Genomic DNA, 24936 nt, shown 5'->3' on the forward strand with positions numbered 1-24936 from the left:
CGCTGATCACGGGCGATCGCGTCAGGTGAGCAGGTCGGCGACCGCCTCCGCGGTGCTCGCGTCGGTCATCACGCCGAAGTGGTTGCCGGCCAGCTCGACCACTCGCAGGTCAGAGGCGGTTGCCCGCAGGGCGTCCCGGTTGGCGACCGGCACCACCTCCGCCCGCCGCAACCACCCGTCCCAGTCCCCAGAAGCGCCGCGCGCAGCCGCAGGCTTCGACGGCCGGATCTCGGCCATCCGGCCGGACGATCGTGAACGAGCGATCGCAGACCTCGAAAGCGCGTGAGGTGCAAGCCTCCGTGGGTTCAAATCCCACCGCTACCGCGAGCCTGAACAGGCGAAACGCCGGGCCTCCCCGTGAGGGAGGGCCCGGCGCTCTTCGTTGTGGCGCGTCCCGACGAGCTGTTCGTCAGGCGGGGGTCTCGCCGATGGCGATCAGAACCGCACGGCCGAGGACGTGTCCGAACATGGTGAAGCCGAGGACGGCCGGGGTGGCGTCGGCCGACACGCCGATGGACTCGACGTCGAGGGCGTGCACCACGACGAAGTAGCGGTGAGGTCCATGCCCGGCCGGCGGGGCGGCGCCGATGAAGCGGGCCGCGCCGGCGTCGTTGCGCAGCTGGAAGGCGCTTGCGGGCAAGCCCGAGCCGGTGTCGTCGCCTGCGCCCTCCGGCAGCTCGGTGACGGTGGCGGGGATGTCGGCGAGCGCCCAGTGCCAGAACCCGGACCCGGTGGGGGCGTCGGGGTCGTAGACGGTGACGGCGTAGCTCTTGGTGCCTTCCGGGGCGCCGTGCCAGGACAGCTGCGGGGAGACGTCCTCCCCGCCCGGGACGCCGAAGATGCCGGAGTACTGCTCGGGCGACCAAGCGGCACCGTCGGAGATGGTGGTGCTGGTGACGGTGAAGGAGGCCACCTCCGGGAGGCGGGCGAAGGGGTCGTTCGCGCTCATCGCGTCGTTCCTCTCAGGTCGTGTTGCGGGGCAAGATCGACCATAGCACTGATAATCGATTATCTGCAGGATCGTCTATGCTTCCGCCATGCCGCCGACGTCCGACACATCGGGGAAGCAGATGCTCTCCGAGCAGGTCTACGCACACCTGCGGAACGCGATCATGCGCGGCGAGCACGCCCCCGGTGCCGCCCTCAAACCGCAGGACCTCGCCAAGGAACGGGGCGTGAGCCTCGCCGTCGTGCGCGAGGCGCTCGTGCGGGTGGTCGGCGACGGCATCGCCGACCGGCTGCCCAACCGCGGCTTCGCCGTCGCGGCCTTCTCCGACCGCCGCTGGCAGGAGATCGCGGAGGCCCGCCAGGCCGTCGAACCGGTCGTGCTGCGAATGTCCATCGAGCGCGGCGACGTCGACTGGGAGGCCCGCGTGCGAGCCGCCCACCACCGGCTGACGCGCACCCCCGTGTACGTACCGGAGGAGGGCGAGTACTACAGCCGCGCGTGGTCGGAAGCCCACCGGGTCTTCCACCGCGCCCTGCTGGAGGGTTGCGGCAACTCCGTCCTGCTGGAGGCCTTCGACCGGATGTGGACCGCGAGCGAGCTGGCCCGCCGCTGGTCGACCCACCGCAACCCCGACCGGGACGGCTTCGAGGAACACCGGCGCCTCGAGGAGGCGGCACTGGCCCGCGACGCCGACACCGCGGCCGAGCTGCTGGCCCGGCACGTCGCCATGACCGCGGCCGCACTGACCGGCCGTACTCGCCACGAACCCGCGTCGACCGGCGGGTAGCTCCCGGCTACGGGGCACCGGCCGTACGGGCGTTCAGTTCGTCCAGCCGAGGAGGGGACAGGAGTTCGCGCATCCTGCGTACCGCCCCTTCCGGATCGCGGGCGCACGTTCCGATGATCTCGTGGGCCGCGGCGAGGCCTGCCGCGTCGACGATGCCCTTCTCGTTCAGCACCCACTCGCCGCGCTCGGCCAGAACACCGTGCGCGGTCTGCGCGGTGGCCCGCGCCATCGTCCCCGCGGCGAGGGTGACGTCCCCACGCCTCGCGTACTTCTCGGCGTGCACGAGCGAGAAGCCGCCGCCCCAGCGCCACCGCATGCCCGCCGCCGTCCGTAGCGCGTCCGGGTAGGTCACCCGCGGCAGCCTGCCGTGCAGGACCCGGGAGATCGCGAGCTCGCCGACCGGGGTGTAGGTGGGCAGGCCGGCGATGTGGCCCTCGACGTTGTCGATCTCGAAGTGGCCTGCCTGCGCGTCTACCAACCATCCCTCGATGACGTCGAGGTCGCGCAGCAGCACGTCCACCGGCGCGCCATCGACCGACAGCCACGCCCCGCCGTTGACGATCCGGCCCCACTCCCCGGGCTGCGCGACGCGCCCGGGGAAGCCGAGGCCGGCGATGAGCCCGGCGTCGAAGCCGCCGCGGTAGTAGAGCCCGATGTCCCAGTTGCTGTCCGGACGGTTCGTGCCGCGCGCCCGGCTCCCGCCGAGCACCACGGCGACGACTCCCGGGAGCGAGACGAGCCTCGGGACGATCACGTCGAGTACCGCCATGCCCCGATGATCCGTCACGGCGTCTGCAGCGGCTCCCCGTGTGCGCAGCGCGGGCAGCGTCCCGGCTCCCAGATCTCGTTCTCGCGGGTGGCGACCGCCTCGAGCGGCAGGCCGGCCGACGCGGCCACCGCCGCAGGCGTGGTTCCGAGGGCGAGCAACGCCCCGAGCGCCACCGGCAGTGCGCCCGCAGGCGTGAGCGCGGCGAGCGTGGCCCGGACGGCCGAGCCGGCGTTGACCACGTCGTCGACGATCGCGACCCGCAGACCGATGAGCCGGGTAGCCAGCGCATCGGGCAGCCGGTAGGTGGCCGCGTAGAGGCCGTCGCCCGTCGAGGCCCGCTCGGTGTGGCAGAACCGGACACCGAGCCGCGCCGCCACGAGCTGGGCGAGGAACGCGCCGCCGACCAGCGGCCCGCACACGACGTCCGGCGCGTGCGGCCGGATCAGGTCCGCCAGCCGGTGCGCGAGCGGCTCCAGCGCCGAGGGATCCCAGCACAACGCGTCCAGCTCCAGCCACAGCTCGCCGTGGTGGCCGGACTCCAGCGGGAAGTGCCCGGTTCGGGCGGACATCAGGGCCAGCACGTCGTCCTGGGGGTTCGGCATCGCGTTGCGAGCCTAACCCCGCTCGCCGAGCATTTCGGATGACGGACGAGCTCGCCGGCGCACCGCGGATGTTCCTCACCGACGCAGGACGACCGATCTCAGCACACTCTCACCATCAGGGTCGCTCGCCTGCATAGAGTTCTGCCGCATGTGGGGGGCCCGCAGACGCATCATCACCACTCTCGCCCGCCTGCGGCTGGGCCGCAGGCGCAGCGGCAGCACGGATGCACTGCTGTCGGTACTGCCCGACTCGGCCATGGTGCCGCTGCAGCGCGAGGGGCTCGACCCGGTGGCCGAGCTCGGTGAGCGGCGTGCCGTCGAGCCCGTCAGCCGGATGAAACTCCCGTTCGGGCTGCGGGCGTGGCTGGTCACCGGGTACGACGAGGCGAAGGCCGTGCTCGCGAACGCTCCCGCGTTCAGCAGCGACTTCAGCAACCTCGTCGGCACGGTCGGGATCACGGCCGAGCAGAACCCGGGAGGTCTCGGGTTCACCGATCCACCCGACCACACGCGGCTGCGCAAGCTGCTCACGCCGGAGTTCACCGGGCACCGGCTGCGCAGGCTCGCGCCGCGGATCGAGGCGATCGTGGCGGGCCAGCTGGACGAGATGCAGGCTGCCGCAGAGGCGGGCGAGAGAGTGGACCTCGTCCAGAGCTTCGCGCTGCCGATCCCGTCGCTCACGATCTGCGAGCTGCTCGGCGTGCCCTACTCCGACCGTGCCGAGTTCCAGCGCCTGTCCACCACCCGCTTCGACCTGCTCGGCGGGGTCACCGGATCGCTCGGCGCGATCTCGGAGTCCATGGAGTACCTGCTCAAGATCGTGGAGCACCAGCGGGACGAGCCCGGCGACGGCCTGCTCGGCCGCCTCGTGCGCGAGCACGGCGACGACCTGTCCGACCACGAGCTCGCCGGCCTCGCCGACGGCCTGCTCACCGGCGGGCTCGAGACCACGGCCAGCATGCTCGCGCTCGGCACGATCGTGCTCATGCGGCACCCGCAGACCCGCGAGGCGATCCGGGAGAGCGACGAGGCGGTCGACCCTTTCGTCGACGAGCTGCTGCGCTACCTCACGGTCGTGCAGGTCGCGTTCCCGCGTTTCGCGAGGCAGCGGGTGGAGATCGGCGGTGCCACCATCGAGGAGGGCGACATCGTCCTGTGCTCGCTCAGCGCGGCCAACCGCGACGGAGGGCTGGACGACTTCGACCCGCACCGCCCGACCCGTCCCCACCTGGCCTTCGGCCACGGGCTGCACCGCTGCATCGGCGCCGAGCTCGCCCGCATGGAGCTGAAGGCCGCCTACCCGGCGCTCGTCCGGCGGTTCCCCGACATCGACCTCGGCACCGAGCCGTCCGAGCTGCCGTTCCGGAAGTTGTCGTTCGTGTTCGGAGTGGACAGCCTGCCCGTGAACCTCGGGCTCACGGCTCCTCGACCAACACCGTGAACTGCAGGGACTCGGCAGCGAGCAGCCCGGTGATGGTCCAGCACCCGGGAGCGGGGAAGGCCACCGACGCGGGCCAGAAGGACAGGTCGGCGGTGCCGAACGCCTGTGCGAAGCCGCCGACATGACCCGGCGCCTCGCCCGCTGAATCGGCCCGAGCCGCGGTGACGGTGGGCGCGCCGCGTGACGCCGTCGGCAAGCCGTCGACCAGTGTGACCACCGGGAACTTCAGCACCAGCGTGTCGCCCTGCGCGGAGGGCGGGTGGTCGGGGATGCCGAACCACAGATCGCCCTGGCCGAACCAGTCGGTCGTGGTGGCCGTCAGCGCCGCCGGGCGGGCCGCGGGCGGTGTGGCGGCGGTCTCCGCGCACGGGGCCGCCGCGGTGGCGCGCGGCTGCTCGGCGGGGTCTGCGGCCGTGGAGCACCCGCCGCAGATCAACACAACTGCGGCGCTCAGGACGGCGGCTACCGTCGGTGCGGAGGGGCGACGTCGTCGGATGCCCGCGGATCTTACGAGCTGATCCGGGACCGTCGCTACCCGGCGATCAGCTCGTGACGAGCGCCGCGAAGCGGTCGAGGTCGACGTTCCCACCGCTCACCAGCACCCCGACGCGCTGTCCGGCGAGCTCGGCGCCGAGCCGGCGGACGGCGGCGAACGCGAGGCAGCCCGTCGGCTCCACCACGATCTTCATCGTCGACGCGAACACCCGCATGGCCGCCACGAGCTCCGCGTCGCTCGCGGTGACGATGTCGTCCACATCCCGGCGGATGATCTCGAACGGGAGCACGCCGAGAGCTGTGGTCTGCGCGCCGTCGGCGATCGTTTCCGGGGTGTCGATGCGCACGATCGAGCCGCTGCGGAACGAGCGCAGACCGTCGTCGCCCGCCTCCGGTTCGACGCCGATGATCCGGCACGACGGCGCCAGCGCACGCGCGGCGAGCGCCGCTCCCGACAGGAGACCGCCCCCGCCGAGGCAGACGAACAGCGAGTCGAGCTCGCCGACCTCTTCGATGAGCTCCATGGTGGCGGTGCCCTGGCCCGCGATGACGTCCGCGTGGTCGTAGGGCGGGACGAGCGTGACGCCCTTCTCAGCCGCCAGCGTCCGTCCGATCTCCTCGCGATCCTCGGTGTAGCGGTCGTAGCGGACGACGGCCGCGCCGTACCCCAGCGTCGCGGCCACCTTGCTCTCCGGCGCGTCGTGCGGCATCACGATGGTGGCGGGAACGTCGAGGATGCTCGCGGCGAGTGCGATCGCCTGTGCGTGGTTCCCCGACGAGTAGGTCACGACCCCGGCCCCGCGCTGATCCGCGTCGAACCGCGACAGCGCGTTGAACGCGCCCCGGAACTTGAACGCGCCCATCCGCTGGAAGTTCTCGCACTTGAAATGCAGCCGGGCGCCGGTATCGGCATCGATCCGGCGTGAGGTCAGCACCGGCGTGCGGTGCGCGTGCCCGCGGATCCGCTCCGCGGCCGCCTGCACGTCGGCGAAGGTGGGTGGCGTCGGCATCGTCCGATCATGCCTTCCGCCACCGAACACACGTCAGGTCCCCGGCGCGCAGGTACCGCGCGCAAGGGACCCGACCCGGCAGCTGCGCCGGCTACCGTCGAATCGCTCGACGGCCGTAGATCCCGGCCACGACGATGACGCCGATCGCGGCGACGACGACCTGCATGACGATCTCGAGCCAGTCGATGCCGCGGGTGTCGGCCACGCCGAACAGTCCGGCGATCCACGTGCCGATGAACGCGGCAACGATGCCGACCACGACGGTCAGCCAGATCGGGATGTCCTGCTTCCCCGGCGCCACGAGGCGGCCGAGGAATCCGATGATGGCCCCGATGATGATCGCGGTGATGATGCCCGTGACGGTCATCGCTCCTCCTGGTTCCCCCATGAGGGCCGCTCCTGACGACCCACTACTGGCCGTGTTCCCGATCGGGCCCGTCCTAATGCAGGAACTTCAGGCCGACGACGCCTGCGACGACGGCACCGAGGCAGAGCAGCCGCAGCACGGTGACCGGCTCGCCGAGCACCGCCATCCCGTACAGGACGGTGCCGACGGCCCCGAGCCCCACCCAGACCGCGTAACCGGTGCCTACCGGGATCTCTCGCAAGGCGTAGGCCAGCCCGGCCATGCTCAGCACGAGCGCCACCACGAACACGATCGACGGCACGAGCCTGCTGAAGCCCTCCGAGCGGCTCAAGGCCGCCACCCAGACCGTCTCCAGAACCCCCGACACCAACAGCACGAGCCACGCCACGACACACCTCCGGTGCGTCGTCTTGTCGTGCCGGGTACGACGTCGCTCGTCCGGGGGCGCCGCGGGTGCGGCCCATCCGCAGGCTACGACCCGGGCGGCGCGAAGGGCCCGCGATGGTGGCCGATCTGACCACACGGCGCTCACCACACGGCCGAGATGCAAGAACGCCGGGTCGCATCGAGGCGACCCGGCGTTCTCACTGCTCAGCGGCGCGGAGGATGCGGGATTCGAACCCGCGAGGGCGTGAACCCAACACGCTTTCCAAGCGTGCGCCATAGGCCACTAGGCGAATCCTCCGCCTCGGAGCATAGCCGGGCCGCCCACAGCCCCCGCGACCCCACTCCCGTACACTCGCCCCCGGACCCCGCGCGGCGTCCATCCTGTGAACTCCCCCAGGGCCGGAAGGCAGCAAGGGTCAACGGGCTCTGGCGGGTGCGCGGGGTCCCCTTCGCGAGGGGGCGAGGTCTGCTCGCGCTTCGCGCTTCGCCTGCCTCGCTCATCAGCGTCCTCTGGGGGCCAAGCCCCCAGACCCCCTGCCGGAGGGGCTTCGCCCCCCGGACCCCCCACCGTCGTCCGCTTGGTCATTCGACTTCCTGTCTTGGTTGGGGGTTGGCGCTACCCCGCTTCGCTGACCCCGGCCACCCCGGCCACGCAGCGATCGCGAAGCGACGCCGTAGGCGCCCTTGAGTCGTGAGGGGCGGCCCCGCACAGTGCGCGGCGCCACCGGAGGCGTCCAGAGCGGGGCATGTCGAAGGGCCGCCTCGCGCACGTGGGCGGCGGGCGACGTTCTTGGTTCGGAGGCACGTGTTGTTCCCCGACGTACGGGCGTCGGTGGTGGTGGGTAGCCTCGCGGCCGTGGCGCTGGCTCTGTACCGCAAGTACCGCCCGGCGAAGTTCGCCGAGGTGGTCGGGCAGGAGCACGTCACCGAGCCGCTGAGCACCGCGCTGGCCTCGGGCCGCATCAACCACGCGTACCTGTTCTCCGGGCCGCGGGGCTGCGGCAAGACGTCCTCGGCCCGCATCCTCGCCCGCTCGCTCAACTGCGAGCAGGGGCCCACCCCCGACCCGTGCGGCATCTGCGCCTCGTGCGTCTCCCTCGCACCCGGCGGACCAGGCAACATCGACGTCACCGAGCTGGACGCGGCGTCGCACGGTGGTGTCGACGACACCCGTGAGCTGCGCGACCGCGCGTTCTTCGCGCCCGCCGAGTCGCGGTACCGGGTGTTCATCGTCGACGAGGCCCACATGATCACCACGCAGGGTTTCAACGCCCTGCTGAAGATCGTGGAGGAGCCGCCCGAGCACCTCGTGTTCGTGTTCGCCACCACCGAACCGGACAAGGTGCTGCCCACCATCCGCTCGCGTACCCACCACTACCCGTTCCGGCTCATCCCGCCGGGCACGCTCCGCAAACTCCTCGAACGGATCTGCGAGGAGGAGGGGGCGGTCGTGGCGCCGCCCGTCTACCCGCTGGTACTGCGGGCGGGCGGCGGGTCGGCGCGCGACACGCTCTCGGTGCTCGACCAACTGCTCGCCGGCGCCGGGCCGGAGGGCGTCACCTACGAGCGTGCGGTCGCGCTGCTCGGCGTCACCGACGTCGCCCTGATCGACGACATGGTCGACGCGCTCGCCGCCGGTGACCGCGCCGCGGTGTTCGAGACCGTCGACCGGCTCGTCGAGGCGGGCCACGACCCCCGCCGGTTCGCGGCCGACCTCCTGCAACGGCTGCGCGACCTCGTGCTGCTGCAGTCGGTGCCCGAGGCCGCGGAGCGCGGGCTGGTCGAGGCCGCAGCCGACGAGATCGCCCGCATGACCGAGCAGTCCGGCAAGATCGGCGGGGGCACGCTCACGCGGTACGGCGAGATCGTCCACACCGGGCTCACGGAGATGCGCGGCGCCACCGCTCCGCGGCTGCTGCTGGAGCTCCTCTGCGCGCGGATGCTGCTGCCCGCGGCCACCGCGGCCGAGCCCGGGCTCCTCGAGCGGCTCGAACGGCTGGAGCGACGCAGCGACATCGCGTCCGCGCCATCAGGGCAGGAGGACGGAGGGGCCGGCGACAGCAGGCGCACCTTCCGCAGGCCGAGCGAGGCCCCGGCAGATGGCCCCGGCGCCGGGCCCGCAGAACGGGCGCCCGCTGCCGCCCCGGCGAGCCAGGCCCCCGCTGCTTCCCGTCCGGAGGAGGACGGTGCCCGGCCCGCGCGTCCTGCCGCCCCCGAGGCGCGCGCCGAGCGGCCGGCACGGCCTGCCGCCCAGGCGCCGCCTGCGCCGGAAGAGCCGCCGCCCGCACGGCCGTCGCCGCCGGCCCAGACCCCGCCGGCCCAGACCCCGCCGGCTCAGCCGCCGCCGGCCCAGCCTCCGCCACCTGAGCCGGCCACACCCGCACCCGCGTTGGCGCCCCCGGCCGGCGGCCAAGGCGGCGCGCTGGACGCCGCTGCCGTCCGCCGCGTGTGGTCCGAGGTGCTCGCCGCGGCCCGCTCGCAGAGCCGCAGCATCGAGGCGATGCTGGTCAATGCCACGGTGCGGGCCGTGGAGGGCGACACACTCGTGCTCGGCATAGGCGCGCCTTCGCTCGCCCGTCGTCTCTCCGAGTCGCGCAACGCCGACATCGTCTCCGCCGCGCTGCACTCGGTGCTCGGTGTGCGCTGGCAGGTGCGATGCGAGTCGGGTGACGCCCCGGCCGCGCCGCCGGCAGGTGGTCGAGCCAGCGCTCCGCGGCGGTCCGAACCTCCGTCGCGCCCGCAGCAGGCCACGTCCCCGCCGCGGGCCCAGCGCCAGGCGCCCACCCGCAGGGCACCTGCGTCCGACGACGGTGTGCCGCTGCCTCCAGAGCCACCCGACGAGGACGCGCCCCCGGAGGACGACGAGGAGGCGATGCTCGCAGAGGCCGCCGTCCCGGTGAGCGACGCGGAGCGCCGCGACCCGGAGGAAGCCGCGATCGAGCTGCTCACCACGCAGCTGGGTGCGCGGGCCATCGAACGGCCGTAACAAGATCGTCGCTTCGGTGCAGAGACTCGGCGCGGGGATGGCCACATGTGGCCGCCAGCGCACCGGTCCGACGATCACCTCCCGAGGAAATCCAGCACACCGTCGCTGATCGCGGCCGCGTAGCGCTCGCGTCCCTCGGGGGAGGACACGACCACTGCCTCGCCCGGATTGCGCATGTTCGCGCATTCCACGAGGGCGGTCGGGCGGGTGGCGTGGTTCAGCCCGGCGAGATCGGCCCGGGGCGAGAGACCGTCGCGGCCGATGTAGTCCGAGTCCCGGAACCCGCCCGATCGCAGCGCGTCGCGCAGCGCGGTGGCGAGATCCCGCGCCGGCCCGGCCTGCGCCGGGTTCAAGGGCGGGTCGGAGTAGGCCACGTGGAACCCCGACGAGGTCGGAGCGGCTCCGTCGGCATGGATCGAGACGGTCGCCGCGGCACCGGCCGCACCACCGGCGCGGCCGCGCTCGTCCACGCACGGGCCCACGCCGTCGTCGTCCGGACGGGTCAGCACGACGCGGACGCCTGCCGCCTCGAGCTTCGTCGCCGTCCGCTCGGCGACGTCGAAGGCGAAGGCGTGCTCGGGGTAGCCGGCGTCGGTGGAGGTGCCCGCGGTGTTGCACGCCTTCTCGCCGCCGCGACCGTCGGGAACGAGCCGGCGGGTGGCGGCCGGCTCGGCGCCGTTGCGCCCGTTGTGGCCCGGATCGAGCACCACGACGGGCGGTGGCGTCGCGGCCGCGGTCGCCACCGCGGCGGGGGCCGGTGGCTCGGGGGCGGCGGCCGCGCCGGAGCACGCGACGGTGGGCAGGACCGCCGTGACGACGAGCACGACCCAGCGCGATGTGTGCACGGAGCGAGTGTGCCGGACCTCCGGTCCGGGGCACTGGCCTGCCAGCCGCCCGGATCGCTGATGGCCTAGCCTGGCAATGGAGCCGGCCGGTGCCGGCGCAGGCACGATGTGCGAGGAGATCGCTGGTGCAACCGGGTCAGCCCGACATGCAGATGATCCTGCAGCAGGCGCAGAAGATGCAGCAGCAGCTGATGGCCGCGCAGGCCGAGTTGGCGTCCGCGGAGGTGATCGGTCAGGCGGGCAACGGGTTGGTGCAGGTCACCATCACGGGCGCGGGCGAGCTGCGAGCCGTGCGGATCGACCCGAAGGTCGTCGACCCCGAGGACGTCGAGACGCTGCAGGACCTCATCGTCGGCGCGTTCCAGGACGCCACGCAAGCGGCCCAGGAGCTGCAGGCCGAGAAGATGGGCCCGCTCGCGGGTGGCCTCGGTGACGCCGCGGGTGGCCTCGGCCTGCCCGGCCTCGGCGCATAGCGCTCGCCTGCCGTGTTCGAGGGACCGGTCCAGGACCTGATCGACGAGCTCGGTCGGCTGCCGGGTGTGGGGCCGAAGAGCGCCCAGCGGATCGCGTTCCATCTACTCGCCGCCGATCCGGCCGATGTCGCGCGGCTGCAGGACGCGCTGCAGAAGGTCAAGGAAGGCGTCCGCTTCTGCGACGTGTGCGGCAACGTGTCTGAGCGGGAGCGGTGCCGCTACTGCGCCGACGCGCGCCGCGATCCCACACTGGTGTGCGTCGTCGAGGAGCCGAAGGACGTGCTGGCAGTCGAGCGCACGCGCGAGTTCAAGGGCCGCTATCACGTGCTCGGCGGAGCGCTCGACCCGCTGGCGGGCGTCGGTCCCGACGCGCTGCGGATCCGGGAGCTGCTTGCGCGGCTCGGCGGCACCGGCCCGGCGGCCGACGAGACCGAGATCGCCGAGGTGATCATCGCGACCGACCCGAACACCGAGGGTGAGGCCACGGCGACCTACCTCTTGCGACTGCTGCGCGACTTCCCCGGTCTCACGGTCACGCGGCTCGCGTCCGGCCTCCCGATGGGTGGCGACCTCGAGTTCGCCGACGAGCTCACCCTCGGCCGCGCCCTGTCCGGACGGCGTGCCCTGAGCTGAGCGGGGCTACAGCAGGTCGTGCAGCTTGCCCCGCTCGCGGAGCAGCCGGCAGGCCGGGCACCCCTCCGACTCGGCGGCCCTGATCAGCTCGCGCTCCCACTCGCCGAGCTCACGGCGATGGCGGGCGATCCGGTTCCATGCCTCCCGCTGCGCTCGCGCGTCCGTGTTTCCGATCAGGACGGCCAGCAGGACCAGCGCTAGGACTCCTCCGACGGCGACGACTGCGATCCCGGTCATCGGTGCCTCCTCGGGCGGTGACCTCGGCTCCGAGTGTGCGGCTCGCAGCTGCGCCATGCAAGTGCACAGCGGAATTGCTCACAGGATGTGCACAAAGCGTGCAGTGTTCTGCACGACAGTGATGGCCATCGCGTGGCGGCAGGAGTACTCTCATTCGTCACGCACACCCGGCGGGCCACCCCGCCGGGCGCGCGCCCGGCGTCCGCCCGTACCGGACGTCCCAGCAGCTCAGGTCCGACCCGAAGGGGTACTGGCATGGCCACCAGCCCTGTCCTGTCCCGTCGCACCCTCGGCACCGAGCTCCGGCGTCTCCGGGAGGCAGCCGGGGTGGCGGTCAGTCGGGCAGCCGAGGAGCTCGATTGCTCGGTGTCCAAGATCAGTCGCATCGAGACAGGGCTGTCCACCCCTCGTCGCCCGGAGATAGACACACTCCTGCGGCTCTACTCGGCCCCTGGCTCGCGTGAAGAGCTGGTGCATCTGGCGGGCGAGGGCAAGCAGGCAGCGTGGTACGACTCGTACGGCGACCTGCTCGCCCCGGGATCCACCCTCCACCGCTTCATCGGCCTCGAGGCAGGCGCGTCCAGGCTCCGCCAGTTCTCCTCGGGCGCCGTGCCCGGCCTGCTGCAGACCGAGCGTTACGCCCGAGCCGTCATCACGGCGTCGCAGCCCACCGTCTCGGGTGAGGCGCTGGAGACGATGATCCGGATGCGGCTGGATCGCAAGAGCGTTCTCCGGCGCGAGCCCGACCCGCTGCACATCGCGGCGCTGGTCGATGAATCGGTGCTACGCCGCTCCGCCCACGGGCCGGGCGTCATGCGTGACCAGGTGCAGCACCTGTGCGGGATCGTCGAGGACGGCTCGTCGACGATCGAGGTGCGGGTGCTCCCGTTCTCCGTCGGGCTGCACGGGCTGCTCGGCGGTGGGTTCCAGATCCTCTCGTTCGACCACGGCGAGAGCGATGTCATCTTCTTCGAGGGCCAGGACGGAGGCGGCCTGCAGGAGAAGGCCGACATCGTGCGGGCCCATTCCGATCGCCTAGACGCGGCATGGAAGCAGGCCCTCGAGGGCCGCGAACTGTTGAGCTTCCTGCGGGAGGTCGCCGACACGTACGACGAGTAGGCCCCTGGCCGCCAGTCCCTGCCCGCCGACCTGTAGATCGGCGAGCCGGTGGATCACGCTCTGCCCCTGTACGATCACCCGATCGTGCGTCGGAGGGGTGGACCGTTGGCTGGTGCGGGGCGCGAACTCGAGTTCGTGGGGCGGGAGTTCTGCAGCGTGGGCGACTGCGTCGAGGCCGCACGTCTCCCGGACGGCCGCGTTGCGCTGCGCAGCACCCTCACCCCGGACGCTCCGCTCTGGCTGGTCACGGCAGGCGAGTGGGCCCAGTTCCTCCGCACAGTGAAGGACGGGGGTTTCGACAGCGTCTGAAGCGGGCCAACTCCGGGTGCCGGCTCGCCTGGTTCGTCCTGCGAATGAATGGATGGAAGCGTGCCGCGCAGATTTCGCAGGCTCGTGGTGGGCGCGACGGTCGTCCTGTGCTCCGTGGCATTGATCCGCGCTGGTACTGGGCGAGATCAGGAGAGTTCTGCGGCCCGCGGGTGAGCTTCGCGTGTACGAGCACGTCGCAGCACGGAGCTTCCTGGGGCGGTTGATACAACGTGCGCTCGACCGAAGCATCTGGCCGAGAATGTTCGATGGCTGTCCATGTATCGCGGGATACGGCGGCCGCAATCACTTCGGCCGGGGTTCGAATGGATCGAGCAACGCCATGTCTGGTTCGCGCGTATGCCGTTGATGTATCCATCAGGTCCGCATGTCATCGGCCGGGCCAGGCCCGGCCCCGGCGATCACCCGGGATCGAACTCACCGTGCTTCAGGGCGCTGAGAAACGCGAGCCATTGAGTGCGCGGGCCGGCGTCGTCGGTCTCAAACCGACATGGGGCAGCGTCGATCAGGCCGGAATGCTCCCGTTGTCTCCAACCCTTGACCACATCGGACTGGTGACTCGCACCGTCGGTGACAACCGTGTCATATTCGAGGCCGCGCACCGTCATCACGCCTGATTGGCGCATTGCTGGCAGGATTACGCGACGTGGACATACACGAGCCTGATGGCCGGCCGCCTGCTGTCGGACGACGTATACCGTGAGGCGCTGGCGACCCGCCAACGATTCGAGTCCGACGTGGATCAGGTCCTGGATCGAGTGGCCTTCCTCGCAACCCCGACGATGCCCGGTGCGGCGCCGATGAACGACGCGGATGGGACCGACCTGATGATGCGGACCGTTCCGTTCAACATGAGCCGCCACCCGGCGATCACGGTACCGATGCGGTGCTCGGTCGACGGCATGCCGCTCGGTCTGCAGTTGATCGCTGAGCGCGGCGGCGAAGTGGGCCTCTATGCGCTGGCGCAGTCCTTCGAGACGGCGCTCGGTGGGTTTCCGACCCTGGCCGGCACACCTGTGCTCCCGTAGTGCGGCCGGTCCCGCACACCGGGCCCGCCGGCTCGCTCACGGCTGGTCGGCCACCCGAGGGTCCAAGCCCCCGCACGCCGGCTCCAGGGTGCGCGAAGAGGCTACCGCGACTACTCCTTCGGGCTACTCCTGGGGCTACGGCAGCACGATCAGGCTGTCGATGCGATGTGCCTGCTCGGCGGGCTGGTTCGGTCCGTTATGCTCGGCCCGTTCGTGCAATTGCGTGTCGCAATCTCAACCCCTGGCGGAATGATGCCCACTGCGCAAGGCCCCGCAGGCCCGCGGCGGCGCCTTGGAGTCGAGCTGCGCCAGCTCCGCCGCCGGGCCGGCTTGCAGCTCGTCGAGGTCGCCCAGGAGCTGGACTGCTCGGCGTCCAAGATCAGTCGCCTCGAGAACGGCAAGGGAATCCCCCGGATGCCTGACGTCGTGGCGTTGATGGAGCTCTACAGCGTCTCGGACGATGGGCGGCGCGAGCGGCTCACGCAGCTGGTGCACGAGAGCCGCGAGCAGGGCTGGTGGGAGCGCTACACCGACGGCGTGCAGGCTGAGCGGTTCGTGATGAACTCACCGGCGCGCTATACCGCCCTCGAAACGGAGGCGGTTCGGGTGAGTTCGTTCGAGGTCATGTGGGTCCACGGCCTGCTGCAGGTGCCCGATTACACGCGTGCGGTGCTTGCCGAGCTGCTCTCTCGAACCACCGACGACCAGGTCGAGAAGCTCGTCGAACTTCGCCTGCGCCGCCAGGAGGCCCTCACCCGGCGGGTTCCGCCGTTGGAGCTCGTGGTCGTGCTGGACGAGTCCGTGTTGAGCCGTGTGGTCGGGTCGCCCGACGTGATGGCGGCACAGATGCGCCACCTGCGTGAGCGTTCGGAACTGTCCAACGTCACCATTCGAGTGCTTCCGTTCACGGTCGGGTTGCATCGCGCACACGCAGGGCCGTTCCAGATCTTGGAGTTCCCTGATCAGGCCGGCAGCGACGTCGTGTTCGTCGAGGGCCCGTCAGGGGACACCTACGAGAACGAGTCTGATGTGGACATGTATAAAGACGTCCTCGCGGATGTGGCGGACCGGGCGTTGGGCCCCGACGCCTCGCGGGAGATCGTTCATCGATACGAGCTCCAGCACGCTCCCCCCGGAGGAAGACCCAGATGACCCAGCACATGGCGGCCGAGTACAAGACCAGCAGCTTCTGCTCCGGAGCAGATTGCGTCGAGGTCGGGGTGCGACAGGGAGGTGTCGTGGCGGTGCGCGACACCAAGGACCGCAGCCGCGAGCTGACCTTCAGCCCGCAGGAGTGGGCCGCGTTCGTGTCCGGGATCAAGCTCGGCGCGTTCGACGCTCTCTGAGCGCAGGCTCGGCGACCGAGCCGGCCCGGCGATCGCGGGCGGATCGGCCGGGGCCGCCGCCCGACCTTGGGACGGCCCCGGCGGCCGCGCGATCACTCCCCGGGATCGCGCTTCCTAGTCGTCGTCCCACGACTCGTCATAGCTGTCGTCGTAGGACTGGGAGCCGGAGTACGCGTCGACGCCGTGCAGCCGCGGCTGCTCGGCCTCCCAGCGCGCGCGCCGCTCCGCCGCGATCTGTCGCCACGTGGGTGCCTGTGCGGCCTCCACGACGCCGACCACGATCGCGACCAGTACGAGAAGACCGAGGCCTGCGACGATCAGAGTGATCATGGCGACGACCCGTTCCGGTCGGCCGTGCTGGCACCGGTGTGCTTCCCGGGGTGCATCAGTGGGGACATCAGTTGGCTCCTTCCCGTGTGCTGCTCTCGCCGGCGGGTTGCCGGACGGCTGTGGGTCCCGGTGTCTCCGGGACGGGTGCGGGCTCCTGGTTCGCAGGAGTTCCGCGATGAGTGCAGGACGGCGGAGGCGGGTACCGGAGTCTTTGTCACGGCGGGCCTCCTCTCGGGATGACCCGGCAGGCCCTCTCGGCGTTGGGGAAGGTCGGCCGGATACTTAGATTGCCGCACGCAAGGTCCTCCTGCAATTGCAAGGCGCGCGGTACGCGGACAATCACCCGACTGAACCAGCCGATCGCCTGCTCCGCGGGCCCCCATGACCGGAAGGGTGCCGGTGGCCACCGACAGTCCGGCTCCGGCGGCGTCACCTGATCGTTAGAGGCCGTAGCGGAACCGTGACTCGACGAGCTACCGATCGGTATCGCGATCGCACTAGTTTCCAGCGGGTCTCCTATGAAGAGGTGTTGCCCGCATGAGATCAGCTGCCAGACGTATCTCGGCCGCGTGCGTGGCCGGCGCGCTCGCCATCACCCTCGCCGCGTGCGCCGAGTCCCAGCGTGACCCCGGCACCGAACAGGGCGGAGCCGGGACCACCGGCGGAACGATGGTGTTCGGCGCGGCCGGTGCCCCGCGGAGCTTCGATCCGCTCTTCGCCCAGGACGGGGAGACGTTCCGGGTGTCGCGGCAGATCTACGACACGCTGATCACCTACAAGCACGGCACCTCCGAGCTGACCCCGGGGCTCGCCACCGCGTGGACCCCGAGCGCCGACGGCACGGAGTGGACGTTCACCCTCCGGGAGGGCGTGACCTTCCACGACGGCACGCCATTCAATGCCGAGGCGGTCTGCTTCAACTTCAACCGCTGGTTCAACCTCCCCTCGGCGGCGGCGCAGAGCCAGGCGATCTACTACTACGAGCTGTTCGGCGGGTACGCGAACAACCTCACCGACGACACCACCGACCCGGTCTACAACTCCTGCCAGGCACCGAACCCGACCACCGCGGTCGTCAAGCTGAACAGGGCCAAGGGCGCGTTCCCCGCGGCGTTCGGGCTCACCTCACTGTCGATCTCGAGCCCGGCTGCGCTCCAGCAGTACAACGGGGACGAGGTCACACAGAGTGGTGAGTCGTTCGCCTACAGCGCCTACGCCACGGAGCACCCGACGGGCACCGGGCCGTTCCGCTTCGAGAGCTACGACCGGACGAACCAGACCATCACGCTGGTGCGCAACGACCAGTACTGGGGCGAGCCGGCCAAGCTCGACCGGCTCATCTTCCGCGTGATCCCGGACGAGAACGCCCGGAAGCAGGAGCTGCAGGCCGGCACCATCGACGGCTTCGACTACCCGTCGTCCGCCGACTGGCCGTCCCTGAAGGAGGCGGGCTTCCAGGTCCTCGTCCGGCCGGTGTTCAACATCCTCTACCTCGGGATCAACCAGAAGAACCCGGCTTTGCAGGACGTCCGGGTGCGCCAGGCGATCGCGCATGCGCTCGACCGCGAGTCGATGGTGCGCAACCAGCTGCCCGAGGGCGCGGTCGTTGCCACCCAGTTCGTCCCGGACACGGTCAGCGGCTACAACCCGGACATCGCGCCGATCCCCTACGACCCGGAGCGGGCGCGGGCACTGCTCGCCGAGGCGGGGCAGTCGAACCTGACGCTCAACTTCTACTACCCGACCGAGGTCAGCCGGCCCTACATGCCCAACCCGACCAACATCTTCACGGCGCTCGCGGAGAACCTGCGGCAGGTCGGAATCACCGTGAACCCGGTGGCGCGGCCGTGGAACGGCGGCTACCTCGACGACGTCCAGGTCAACGGCGTGCAGGACCTGCACCTGCTCGGCTGGACCGGTGACTACAACGACGCGGGCAACTTCATCGAGGGCTTCTTCGGCTCGCCGGGCCCCGAGTTCGGGCTCACCCTCCCCAAGGACGCGGCGATCGTCGACAGCATCGCCAAGGCGGACGCCACCGTGGGCGAGGAGGCGCACGCCGCCGCGTACCGGGACGCCAACCGGATCATCATGGAGCAGCTGCCGGGTGTGCCGCTGTCCAGCTCGCCCCCCGGGATCGTGGTGAGGCAGGGCGTGAACGGTCTCATCCCCTCGCCCCTCACCGATGAGCGGTTCCTCACGGTCAGCGTCGACTGAGAGGAGCTCCGAGTGGCACCGCCCAGCCGGGCGGTGCCACTCTCGGCGTCCTGGTTCGATGGAGGGGGGATGATGCTGCGCTTCGTGGTGCGGCGCCTGCTGCAGGTGATCCCGACGCTCCTGCTGCTATCGATGCTCGTCTTTGCGTGGCTGCGGTCGCTGCCAGGTGGGCCGGCCACCGCACTCCTCGGCGACCGAGCCACCCCTGAGGGGATCGCGGAGCTCAACCGCATGATGGGCCTCGACCAACCGATCTGGGTGCAGTACGGCCGGTTCCTCGGTCGCGTCGCCACCGGTGACTTCGGCACGTCCTCGATCACCGGGCAACCGGTGATCGACGAGCTCGGTCGTGCCCTGCCGGCCACGATCGAGCTGTCGATCGCCGCCCTGGTGATCGCGGTCGGGCTCGGCATCCCGCTGGGCTACGTCGCGGCGCGCTACCGCGGCCGGCCGCTCGACGTGGCCACGGTGATCGGCACGCTCGTCGGTGTGGCCGTGCCGGTGTTCTTCCTCGGCTACGTGTTGAAGGACGTGTTCGCCGTCGACCTCGGCTGGTTCCCGCCGTCGGGCCGCCAGTCGGTGGCGGTCGACGCCACCAACGTCACCGGTTTCGCGGTGCTCGACGGGTTCCTCACCCGTGAGTTCGACGCGAGCCTCGACGCGCTGAGTCACCTGGTGCTGCCGGCGCTGACACTGGCGACCATCCCGCTCGCGGTGATCGTGCGGATCACCCGGGCGTCCGTGCTCGACGTGCTCGGCTCCGACTTCGTCCGCACGGCGAACTCGAAGGGCCTCGCGCCGGGCACCGTCCGCGGCCGGCACGTGCTGCGCAACGCGTTGCTGCCGGTCTCCACGACGATCGGGCTGCAGGTCGGTCTCCTGCTCGCCGGGGCTGTGCTCACCGAGCGGGTGTTCGTGTGGGGCGGCATCGGCACGCTGCTCGCCGACGCGATCACCCTGCGGGACTACCCGCGACTGCAAGCGGTGCTGCTGCTCGGCGCGCTGATCTACGTGCTGGTGAACCTGCTCGTCGACCTGTCCTACGCGATCATCGATCCCCGGGTGCGGTTGTCATGACGACCACGTGGCTAGAACGCCGCCGGAGCAGGATCGACGACATCGCGGGCGGGCGCAGCCTCAGCGCCGAGGCGTTCCGCCGGCTGCGCCGCGAGCCGGCCGCGATCGTCGGCGCGATCATCATCGGGATCTTCGTCGTGGTGGCCGCCTTCGCACCGCTGCTGGCACCGCACGATGCCACCGCGGCGTTCCCCCAGCTCCAGGAGGACCTGCGACCCGGCATGATCCCCGGACCGCAGGACGGATTCCCGCTGGGCAGCGATCAGCTCGGGCGGGACTTCCTCTCCCGGATGATCCTCGCGTCGCAGCAGACGCTGCTCGTCGGCGTGCTGGCCACCCTCATCGGGCTCGTGTTCGGCATCATGATCGGCACCGTGGCCGGCGCGTTCGGCGGCTGGGTGGACACCCTGCTCATGCGGATCACGGACGTGTTGCTGGCGATCCCGAGTCTGCTGCTCGCGATCTCGGTGGCGGCGCTCGCGGCGAGCCCGTCACAGACCACGGTGATCATCGCGGTGTCGATCGTGAGCGTGCCGATCTTCGCGCGTCTCCTGCGCGGGTCGATGCTCGCCCAGCGCCACAGCGACCACGTCGTGGCAGCCACCGCGCTGGGAGTCAAGCGGCCCGCGGTGGTGCTGCGCCACATGCTGCCGAACGCGATCGGCCCGGTGATCGTGCAGGCCACCCTCACCCTCGCCACCTCGATCCTGGACGCGGCGGCGCTGTCGTTCCTCGGCCTCGGTGACGCCGACCCCGGTCGCGCCGAGTGGGGGCTCATGCTCGCCCAGGCTCAGACCTACCTCGACGTGCGGCCCGCGCTCGCGTTCTATCCGGCGCTCGCGATCATCGTGGTCGCCCTCGGTTTCACGCTGCTCGGCGAGTCGCTGCGCGAGGCCATCGACCCGAAGGGGCGCCGATGACGGCCGTGCACCGTGCAGACGACGCACGCGGCAGCACCGCGACGGCCGAGCCGCTGCTCTCGGTCCGCGACCTCCGCGTCACCTTCCAGCGCAAGGGCGAGCCGGAGACCGTGGCCGTCGACGGGGTCAGCTTCGACGTCGCGCCGGGGCAGGTTGTCGGCCTTGTCGGGGAGTCGGGCTGCGGCAAGTCCGTGACGTCGATGGCGATCATGCGGCTGCTCCCGGAACGCGGGGTGCGCGTGAGCGGCAGCGTCGTGATGGACGGCACCGATCTGCTGACGCTGTCCGAGCCGCAGATGCGGGAACGTCGCGGCCGCGACCTGTCGATGGTCTTCCAGGACCCGCTCACCTCGCTGAACCCTGTGATTCCCGTGGGGCTGCAGGTCACCGAGGTGCTGCGGCGCCACCGCGGGATGAGCAAGGCGGGGGCGCGCAAGGCCGCCGCCGAGCTGCTGGACCGGGTGGGGATCCCCGACCCGCGGCGGCGGCTCGACTCCTACCCCCATCAGCTCTCCGGCGGTATGCGACAGCGGGCGCTCATCGCGATCGCGCTGGCGTGCGGCCCCCGGCTGCTCATCGCGGACGAGCCGACCACCGCGCTCGACGTCACCATCCAGGCTCAGATCCTCGAGCTGCTGCGCGAGCTGGTGCGGGAGACGGGGGCCGCCCTCGTCATGATCACGCACGACCTGGGCGTCGTCGCCGGGTTGTGCGAGACGGTGAACGTGCTGTACGCGGGCCGGATCGTGGAGCGGGCCCAGCGCCACCGCCTTTTCAGCACGCCCCGCCATCCGTACACGCACGGCCTGCTCCGGTCGATCCCGCGCCTGGACAGCCCGCAGGGGGAGGAGCTGCCGGCGATCCGGGGATCGGTGGTCGACAACGTGCCATGGGAGCACGCGTGCGCGTTTGCACCACGTTGCCCTCGATCGCTGGAGCGCTGCCTCGAGGTCACGCCGCTCGGTGAGACGTCCGGCGGGCGGTTGCTGCGCTGCCACAACCCGGTGCCGGCGAGCGCGGAGTGAGCGACATGGCCGAACGATCGAACGGCGCCCTGCTGGACGTGCGGGACCTCGCCGTGCACTTCCCGATCAAGCGAGGCGTGGTGCTCGACCGCACCATCGGGCACGTCTATGCCGTGGACGGGGTCTCGCTGCAGATCCGCGGCGGCGAGACGTACGGGCTCGTCGGCGAGTCCGGCTGTGGCAAGTCGACGCTCGGTCGGGCGATCATGCGCCTCGTCGACCCGACGGAGGGGACGGTCGAGTTCGACGGGGTCGACGTCGCGAAGCTCACCGGTGAGCGGCTGCGCACCATGCGCCGACGCTTCCAGATGGTGTTCCAGGACCCGATGTCCAGCCTGGATCCGCGCCAGTCGGTGGAGTCGATGCTGCTCGAGGGCATCAAGGCACACGGCCTGTCCCATGGGCCGGAGGCGGACGGCGCTCGGCTGCGGGAGCTCGTCGACTCCGTCGGGCTCCCGGCAGCGGCGCTGCGCCGCTACCCGCACGAGTTCTCCGGCGGGCAGCGTCAGCGCCTCGGAATCGCCCGCGCCCTGTCCGTCGAGCCGGACATGATCGTGGCCGACGAACCGGTCTCGGCACTCGACGTGTCGGTGCAGGCCCAGGTGCTGAACCTGCTCGGCAGGCTGCAGGACGAGCTCGGGCTGACCTACCTCGTGATCGCCCACGACCTCGCGGTTGTCCGGCACGTCAGCGACCGGATCGGGGTCATGTACCTCGGCGGGATCGTCGAGGAGGCGTCGTCGCAGGCGCTCTACGACGACCCGCAGCACCCGTACACGAAGGCGCTGCTGTCGGCGATCCCGGTGCCGGACCCCGAGCTGGAGGACCGCCGCGAGCGCATCTTGCTCACCGGCGACCTCCCTTCCCCGGCGGCCCCGCCACGCGGCTGCCGGTTCCACACCCGCTGCCCGTGGCGGCAGCCGACGCGCTGCGACTCCGAACGCCCCGAGCTCCGGGTGATCCCCGGAGCCCCCGCCGGCCACCGCGTGGCCTGCCACTGGGCCGAGGAGATCCGCGGCGGCGCGCTGCAACCGCACCAGGTGGAGCCGCCCGCGGCGGCCGATGACGTGCTCGGGCCCGGCGTTGTGCCCGAGCACCCCGGCTCGGTGACGGAGATACTGGGCCGCTGACCTCGTGAGTGGATACGCGCGCCATGGCACGCGTATCCACTCACGAGGGGAGCCGTCAGCGCATGGCGCGGTTGATCGCCGAGACGACCGCCTTGAGCGATGCGCTCACGATCGAGCCGTTGATGCCCACGCCCCACAGCACCGTGCCTTCCACCGCGCACTCGACGTAGGCGGCGGCCCTGGCGTCGTCGCCGGCGGACATGGCGTGCTCGTGGTAGTCGAGCACCCGCACGTCGAACCCGATGCCCGCCAGCGCGTCGACGAACGCGGCGATCGGGCCGTTGCCGCTGCCGGCGATCTCGTGCAGGTCGTTCTCGACGCGGACGGTCGCGACGATCTCGTCGTTGCCCTCGCCGTCGCTCGTGATGCGGTGGCGGATCAGCTTGAGCGGGGTGACGCGGTCGAGGTACTCCGACTCGAAGACGTCGCGCATCTCCTTCGGGGAGATCTCGCCGCCCTCGGTGTCGGTGACCTCCTGGATCACCCGCGAGAACTCCATCTGCAGCCGCCGCGGCAGGTCGAGCTGGTGTTCGGCCTTCATGATGTAGGCGACGCCGCCCTTGCCGGACTGCGAGTTCACCCGGATCACGGCCTCGTAGGTGCGCCCGATGTCCTTGGGGTCCACCGGCAGGTACGGCACCTCCCAGCGGAAGTCGTCGACCTCGACGCCTGCCTCGGCCGCGTCGGCCTGCATGGCCTGGAAGCCCTTGTTGATCGCGTCCTGGTGGCTGCCGGAGAACGCGGTGTAGACCAGGTCGCCGCCCCACGGGTGGCGCTCGGCGACGGGCAGCTGGTTGCAGTACTCGACGGTGCGGCGGATCTCGTCGATGTCGGAGAAGTCGATCTGCGGGTCGACGCCCTGGGTGAACAGGTTCATCCCGAGCGTGACCAGGTCGACGTTGCCTGTGCGCTCGCCGTTGCCGAACAGGCAGCCTTCGATGCGGTCGGCGCCTGCCTGGAAGCCCAGCTCGGCTGCGGCGACACCGGTGCCGCGGTCGTTGTGCGGGTGCAGCGACAGCACCACGGCGTCGCGGCGGGCCAGGTGCCGGTGCATCCACTCGATCGAGTCGGCGTAGACGTTCGGGGTGGCCATCTCGACGGTCGCGGGCAGGTTGACGATCATCGGCGACTCGGGGGTTGGCTGCCAGATCGCGCTCACGGCGTTGCAGACGTCCACGGCGTACTCGAGCTCGGTGCCGGTGTAGGACTCGGGGGAGTACTCGAAGCGCCAGTCGGTGTGCGGGTATTTCTCGGAGAACCGCAGCACGTCCTCCGCGCCGTCGGTCGCGATCTTCGAGATGCCCTGGCGGTCGGACCGGAAGACGACGCGGCGCTGCAGGATCGACGTCGAGTTGTAGAGGTGGACGATCGCGCGCGGGGCGCCCTCGCAGGCCTCGTAGGTGCGCTCGATCAGCTCGGGGCGCGCCTGGGTGAGCACCTGGATCGTGACGTCGTCCGGGATCAGGTCCTGCTCGATGATCTCGCGGACGAAGTCGAAGTCGGTCTGGCTCGCCGCCGGGAACCCGACCTCGATCTCCTTGTAGCCCATCCGCACCAGCAGGTCGAACATGCGGCGTTTGCGGGCCGGGCTCATCGGGTCGATCAGGGCCTGGTTGCCGTCGCGCAGGTCGACGGCGCACCACAGCGGTGCCTTCGTGATCCGCGTGTCCGGCCAGGTGCGGTCGGGCAGCGATACCGGCTCCACCAGCTCGTGGAAAGACCGGTACCGGTGCACCGGCAGATGGGACCCGCGCTGCGGGTTCCAGGCCGGCTGATCATCCGGAACCGGACGATCGGGCGTGCGCAGGCGGCTGGCGGACGACGACGTGTAGGCGTCGGGGGACGTGGTCATCGGGGTGCTCCTGGGAGATGGGCCGATCTTTCAAGACCGGCGCACGCCACAACCCGCGACGAGGGGCCGGTCGGTCAGACCCCGCCGCGGCGGCGAAGGAGCAGGCGTGCCACGTCCCCGAGAGTAGCCCCGGGGAGGGGGAGTTCCGCAACCCGCCCCTCCGCGGGGTGCCCGACGGGCACCACGATCCAGCGTCACCCGATCGGGTAATACCAGTGGGTAGCGCACCTCGGCGGGGGCCGTGGGAGCATGGCGTACAACGAGCCCGGGGAGGTCTCCAGTGGCAGTGGGGAGCACGGCACGGCGGGGCATCGACGCCCTCGGCAACGTGCTGCGGATCGTCGGCATGCTGATCGTCACCGTTCTCGTGGTGCACATCGTGCTCACGCTGCTCGGCGCCAACCCGGAGAACGGGCTGACTCAGCTGATCCGCGACGCCGCCGACACGTTCAACCTCGGTCTGAGCGACCTGTTCCTGCCCCAGGACCCGCGCCTGGCCGTGGTGCTGAACTACGGAACCGCGGCGCTGATCTGGTTCGCGATCACCACGGTCGTGGTGCGCCTGGTGCGACGCGTCCCCTGAC

General features: G+C 71.0%; 29 protein-coding genes, 1 tRNA gene, 1 other RNA gene and 1 riboswitch. Of the genes, 18 read left to right on the forward strand and 13 right to left on the reverse strand.

Annotation, left to right across the window (positions count from 1 at the left end):
- Positions 1-21: 21 nt before the first annotated feature.
- Together K1T35_RS01630 and K1T35_RS01635 are read right to left on the reverse strand one after the other, a co-directional pair.
- Positions 22-237: a hypothetical protein gene (locus K1T35_RS01630; protein ID WP_220258431.1), complete on the reverse strand. Its 216-nt coding sequence runs from the start codon at positions 235-237 to the stop codon at positions 22-24.
- A gap of 172 nt (positions 238-409) precedes the next feature.
- Positions 410-949 carry a YbhB/YbcL family Raf kinase inhibitor-like protein gene (locus tag K1T35_RS01635; RefSeq protein ID WP_220258432.1) on the reverse strand — a complete coding sequence of 180 codons (540 nt, stop codon included), beginning with the start codon at positions 947-949 and terminating at the stop codon, positions 410-412.
- Between the two features lie 121 nt (positions 950-1070).
- On the opposite strand from K1T35_RS01635, the gene K1T35_RS01640 reads away from it, so the two are divergent.
- The gene (locus K1T35_RS01640; RefSeq protein WP_220262317.1) at positions 1071-1736 is read left to right on the forward strand and encodes a GntR family transcriptional regulator; all 666 of its coding nucleotides are present in this window, start codon (positions 1071-1073) and stop codon (positions 1734-1736) included.
- A 7-nt stretch (positions 1737-1743) separates the two neighbouring features.
- Here K1T35_RS01640 and K1T35_RS01645 read toward each other — a convergent pair whose 3' ends face one another.
- Entirely contained in the window at positions 1744-2505 is a 762-nt protein-coding gene (locus K1T35_RS01645; RefSeq protein WP_220258433.1) for a nucleotidyltransferase domain-containing protein, read from the reverse strand.
- 14 nt (positions 2506-2519) lie between these two features.
- Positions 2520-3107, reverse strand: coding sequence for an orotate phosphoribosyltransferase (locus K1T35_RS01650; protein WP_220258434.1), 588 nt, complete (start codon positions 3105-3107; stop codon positions 2520-2522).
- 148 nt (positions 3108-3255) lie between these two features.
- Here K1T35_RS01650 and K1T35_RS01655 point away from each other — a divergent pair, with 148 nt between their 5' ends.
- Positions 3256-4548: a cytochrome P450 gene (locus K1T35_RS01655; protein WP_220258435.1), complete on the forward strand. Its 1293-nt coding sequence runs from the start codon at positions 3256-3258 to the stop codon at positions 4546-4548.
- On the opposite strand, the gene K1T35_RS01660 is transcribed toward K1T35_RS01655, so the two are convergent.
- The 5 genes from K1T35_RS01660 to K1T35_RS01680 all read right to left on the reverse strand — a co-directional run bounded on the left by K1T35_RS01660 (position 4523) and on the right by K1T35_RS01680 (position 7105).
- Complete coding sequence (locus tag K1T35_RS01660; protein ID WP_220258436.1) at positions 4523-4987, reverse strand: hypothetical protein; 465 nt, start codon at positions 4985-4987, stop codon at positions 4523-4525. The genes K1T35_RS01655 and K1T35_RS01660 overlap by 26 nt on opposite strands.
- Before the next feature lie 103 nt (positions 4988-5090).
- Positions 5091-6053, reverse strand: a complete 963-nt coding sequence (locus K1T35_RS01665) for a threo-3-hydroxy-L-aspartate ammonia-lyase (RefSeq protein WP_220258437.1) — start codon at positions 6051-6053, stop codon at positions 5091-5093.
- 91 nt (positions 6054-6144) lie between these two features.
- Positions 6145-6420 (reverse strand): GlsB/YeaQ/YmgE family stress response membrane protein, encoded by a 276-nt coding sequence (locus K1T35_RS01670; protein ID WP_220258438.1) that lies wholly within the window; start codon positions 6418-6420, stop codon positions 6145-6147.
- 73 nt (positions 6421-6493) lie between these two features.
- Positions 6494-6808, reverse strand: coding sequence for a multidrug efflux SMR transporter (locus tag K1T35_RS01675; RefSeq protein ID WP_220258439.1), 315 nt, complete (start codon positions 6806-6808; stop codon positions 6494-6496).
- Positions 6809-6819: 11 nt separating this feature from the next.
- Positions 6820-6885, reverse strand: a riboswitch (guanidine-III (ykkC-III) riboswitch).
- 135 nt (positions 6886-7020) lie between these two features.
- Positions 7021-7105 (reverse strand) — tRNA-Ser (locus tag K1T35_RS01680).
- Between the two features lie 59 nt (positions 7106-7164).
- Between K1T35_RS01680 and ffs the strand changes: the two genes are divergently transcribed.
- Both ffs and K1T35_RS01690 read left to right on the forward strand, forming a co-directional pair.
- An RNA gene (gene ffs / locus K1T35_RS01685) (signal recognition particle sRNA small type) lies at positions 7165-7259 on the forward strand.
- Between the two features lie 404 nt (positions 7260-7663).
- Complete coding sequence (locus tag K1T35_RS01690) at positions 7664-9793, forward strand: DNA polymerase III subunit gamma and tau (RefSeq protein WP_220258440.1); 2130 nt, start codon at positions 7664-7666, stop codon at positions 9791-9793.
- 74 nt (positions 9794-9867) lie between these two features.
- Here K1T35_RS01690 and K1T35_RS01695 read toward each other — a convergent pair whose 3' ends face one another.
- Positions 9868-10638, reverse strand: coding sequence for an N-acetylmuramoyl-L-alanine amidase (locus K1T35_RS01695; protein WP_220258441.1), 771 nt, complete (start codon positions 10636-10638; stop codon positions 9868-9870).
- Positions 10639-10763: 125 nt separating this feature from the next.
- On the opposite strand from K1T35_RS01695, the gene K1T35_RS01700 reads away from it, so the two are divergent.
- Together K1T35_RS01700 and recR are read left to right on the forward strand one after the other, a co-directional pair.
- Positions 10764-11111, forward strand: coding sequence for a YbaB/EbfC family nucleoid-associated protein (locus tag K1T35_RS01700; RefSeq protein WP_255621471.1), 348 nt, complete (start codon positions 10764-10766; stop codon positions 11109-11111).
- A 12-nt stretch (positions 11112-11123) separates the two neighbouring features.
- On the forward strand, positions 11124-11744 hold the full coding sequence (recR, locus tag K1T35_RS01705) for a recombination mediator RecR (RefSeq protein WP_220258442.1): 621 nt from the start codon (positions 11124-11126) through the stop codon (positions 11742-11744).
- 6 nt (positions 11745-11750) lie between these two features.
- On the opposite strand, the gene K1T35_RS01710 is transcribed toward recR, so the two are convergent.
- Entirely contained in the window at positions 11751-11981 is a 231-nt protein-coding gene (locus K1T35_RS01710; RefSeq protein ID WP_220258443.1) for a hypothetical protein, read from the reverse strand.
- Between the two features lie 255 nt (positions 11982-12236).
- Here K1T35_RS01710 and K1T35_RS01715 point away from each other — a divergent pair, with 255 nt between their 5' ends.
- The 6 genes from K1T35_RS01715 to K1T35_RS01740 all read left to right on the forward strand — a co-directional run bounded on the left by K1T35_RS01715 (position 12237) and on the right by K1T35_RS01740 (position 15801).
- The gene (locus K1T35_RS01715; protein ID WP_220258444.1) at positions 12237-13100 is read left to right on the forward strand and encodes a helix-turn-helix transcriptional regulator; all 864 of its coding nucleotides are present in this window, start codon (positions 12237-12239) and stop codon (positions 13098-13100) included.
- Between the two features lie 105 nt (positions 13101-13205).
- Positions 13206-13409 carry a DUF397 domain-containing protein gene (locus K1T35_RS01720; protein ID WP_255621472.1) on the forward strand — a complete coding sequence of 68 codons (204 nt, stop codon included), beginning with the start codon at positions 13206-13208 and terminating at the stop codon, positions 13407-13409.
- A gap of 533 nt (positions 13410-13942) precedes the next feature.
- Complete coding sequence (locus tag K1T35_RS49690; protein WP_370645491.1) at positions 13943-14044, forward strand: hypothetical protein; 102 nt, start codon at positions 13943-13945, stop codon at positions 14042-14044.
- A gap of 48 nt (positions 14045-14092) precedes the next feature.
- Entirely contained in the window at positions 14093-14455 is a 363-nt protein-coding gene (locus K1T35_RS01730) for an amidase family protein (protein WP_220258446.1), read from the forward strand.
- Positions 14456-14620: 165 nt separating this feature from the next.
- A complete protein-coding gene (locus tag K1T35_RS01735; RefSeq protein WP_220258447.1) occupies positions 14621-15607 on the forward strand; it encodes a helix-turn-helix transcriptional regulator in 987 nt (328 codons plus the stop codon).
- Complete coding sequence (locus tag K1T35_RS01740) at positions 15604-15801, forward strand: DUF397 domain-containing protein (RefSeq protein WP_220258448.1); 198 nt, start codon at positions 15604-15606, stop codon at positions 15799-15801. The genes K1T35_RS01735 and K1T35_RS01740 overlap by 4 nt, the downstream gene beginning before the upstream one ends.
- Before the next feature lie 114 nt (positions 15802-15915).
- Here K1T35_RS01740 and K1T35_RS01745 read toward each other — a convergent pair whose 3' ends face one another.
- On the reverse strand, positions 15916-16131 hold the full coding sequence (locus K1T35_RS01745) for a hypothetical protein (protein ID WP_220258449.1): 216 nt from the start codon (positions 16129-16131) through the stop codon (positions 15916-15918).
- 537 nt (positions 16132-16668) lie between these two features.
- On the opposite strand from K1T35_RS01745, the gene K1T35_RS01750 reads away from it, so the two are divergent.
- From K1T35_RS01750 to K1T35_RS01770, 5 genes are all read left to right on the forward strand, one after another.
- Complete coding sequence (locus K1T35_RS01750; RefSeq protein WP_220258450.1) at positions 16669-18348, forward strand: ABC transporter substrate-binding protein; 1680 nt, start codon at positions 16669-16671, stop codon at positions 18346-18348.
- A gap of 72 nt (positions 18349-18420) precedes the next feature.
- Positions 18421-19425, forward strand: coding sequence for an ABC transporter permease (locus K1T35_RS01755; RefSeq protein ID WP_220262320.1), 1005 nt, complete (start codon positions 18421-18423; stop codon positions 19423-19425).
- Positions 19422-20345 carry an ABC transporter permease gene (locus tag K1T35_RS01760; protein ID WP_220258451.1) on the forward strand — a complete coding sequence of 308 codons (924 nt, stop codon included), beginning with the start codon at positions 19422-19424 and terminating at the stop codon, positions 20343-20345. Before K1T35_RS01755 ends, K1T35_RS01760 begins: the two co-directional genes overlap by 4 nt.
- Positions 20342-21370, forward strand: coding sequence for an ABC transporter ATP-binding protein (locus K1T35_RS01765; RefSeq protein WP_220258452.1), 1029 nt, complete (start codon positions 20342-20344; stop codon positions 21368-21370). Before K1T35_RS01760 ends, K1T35_RS01765 begins: the two co-directional genes overlap by 4 nt.
- Before the next feature lie 5 nt (positions 21371-21375).
- Positions 21376-22500 (forward strand): ABC transporter ATP-binding protein, encoded by a 1125-nt coding sequence (locus tag K1T35_RS01770; protein ID WP_220258453.1) that lies wholly within the window; start codon positions 21376-21378, stop codon positions 22498-22500.
- Positions 22501-22555: 55 nt separating this feature from the next.
- Here K1T35_RS01770 and leuA read toward each other — a convergent pair whose 3' ends face one another.
- Complete coding sequence (gene leuA / locus K1T35_RS01775) at positions 22556-24352, reverse strand: 2-isopropylmalate synthase (protein WP_220258454.1); 1797 nt, start codon at positions 24350-24352, stop codon at positions 22556-22558.
- A gap of 280 nt (positions 24353-24632) precedes the next feature.
- Here leuA and K1T35_RS01780 point away from each other — a divergent pair, with 280 nt between their 5' ends.
- Positions 24633-24935 (forward strand): hypothetical protein, encoded by a 303-nt coding sequence (locus tag K1T35_RS01780; RefSeq protein WP_255621475.1) that lies wholly within the window; start codon positions 24633-24635, stop codon positions 24933-24935.
- The last annotated feature ends 1 nt before the right edge of the window (position 24936 follow it).

It is taken from the genome of Pseudonocardia sp. DSM 110487, from assembly GCF_019468565.1.
Taxonomy (GTDB): Bacteria; Actinomycetota; Actinomycetes; order Mycobacteriales; family Pseudonocardiaceae; genus Pseudonocardia.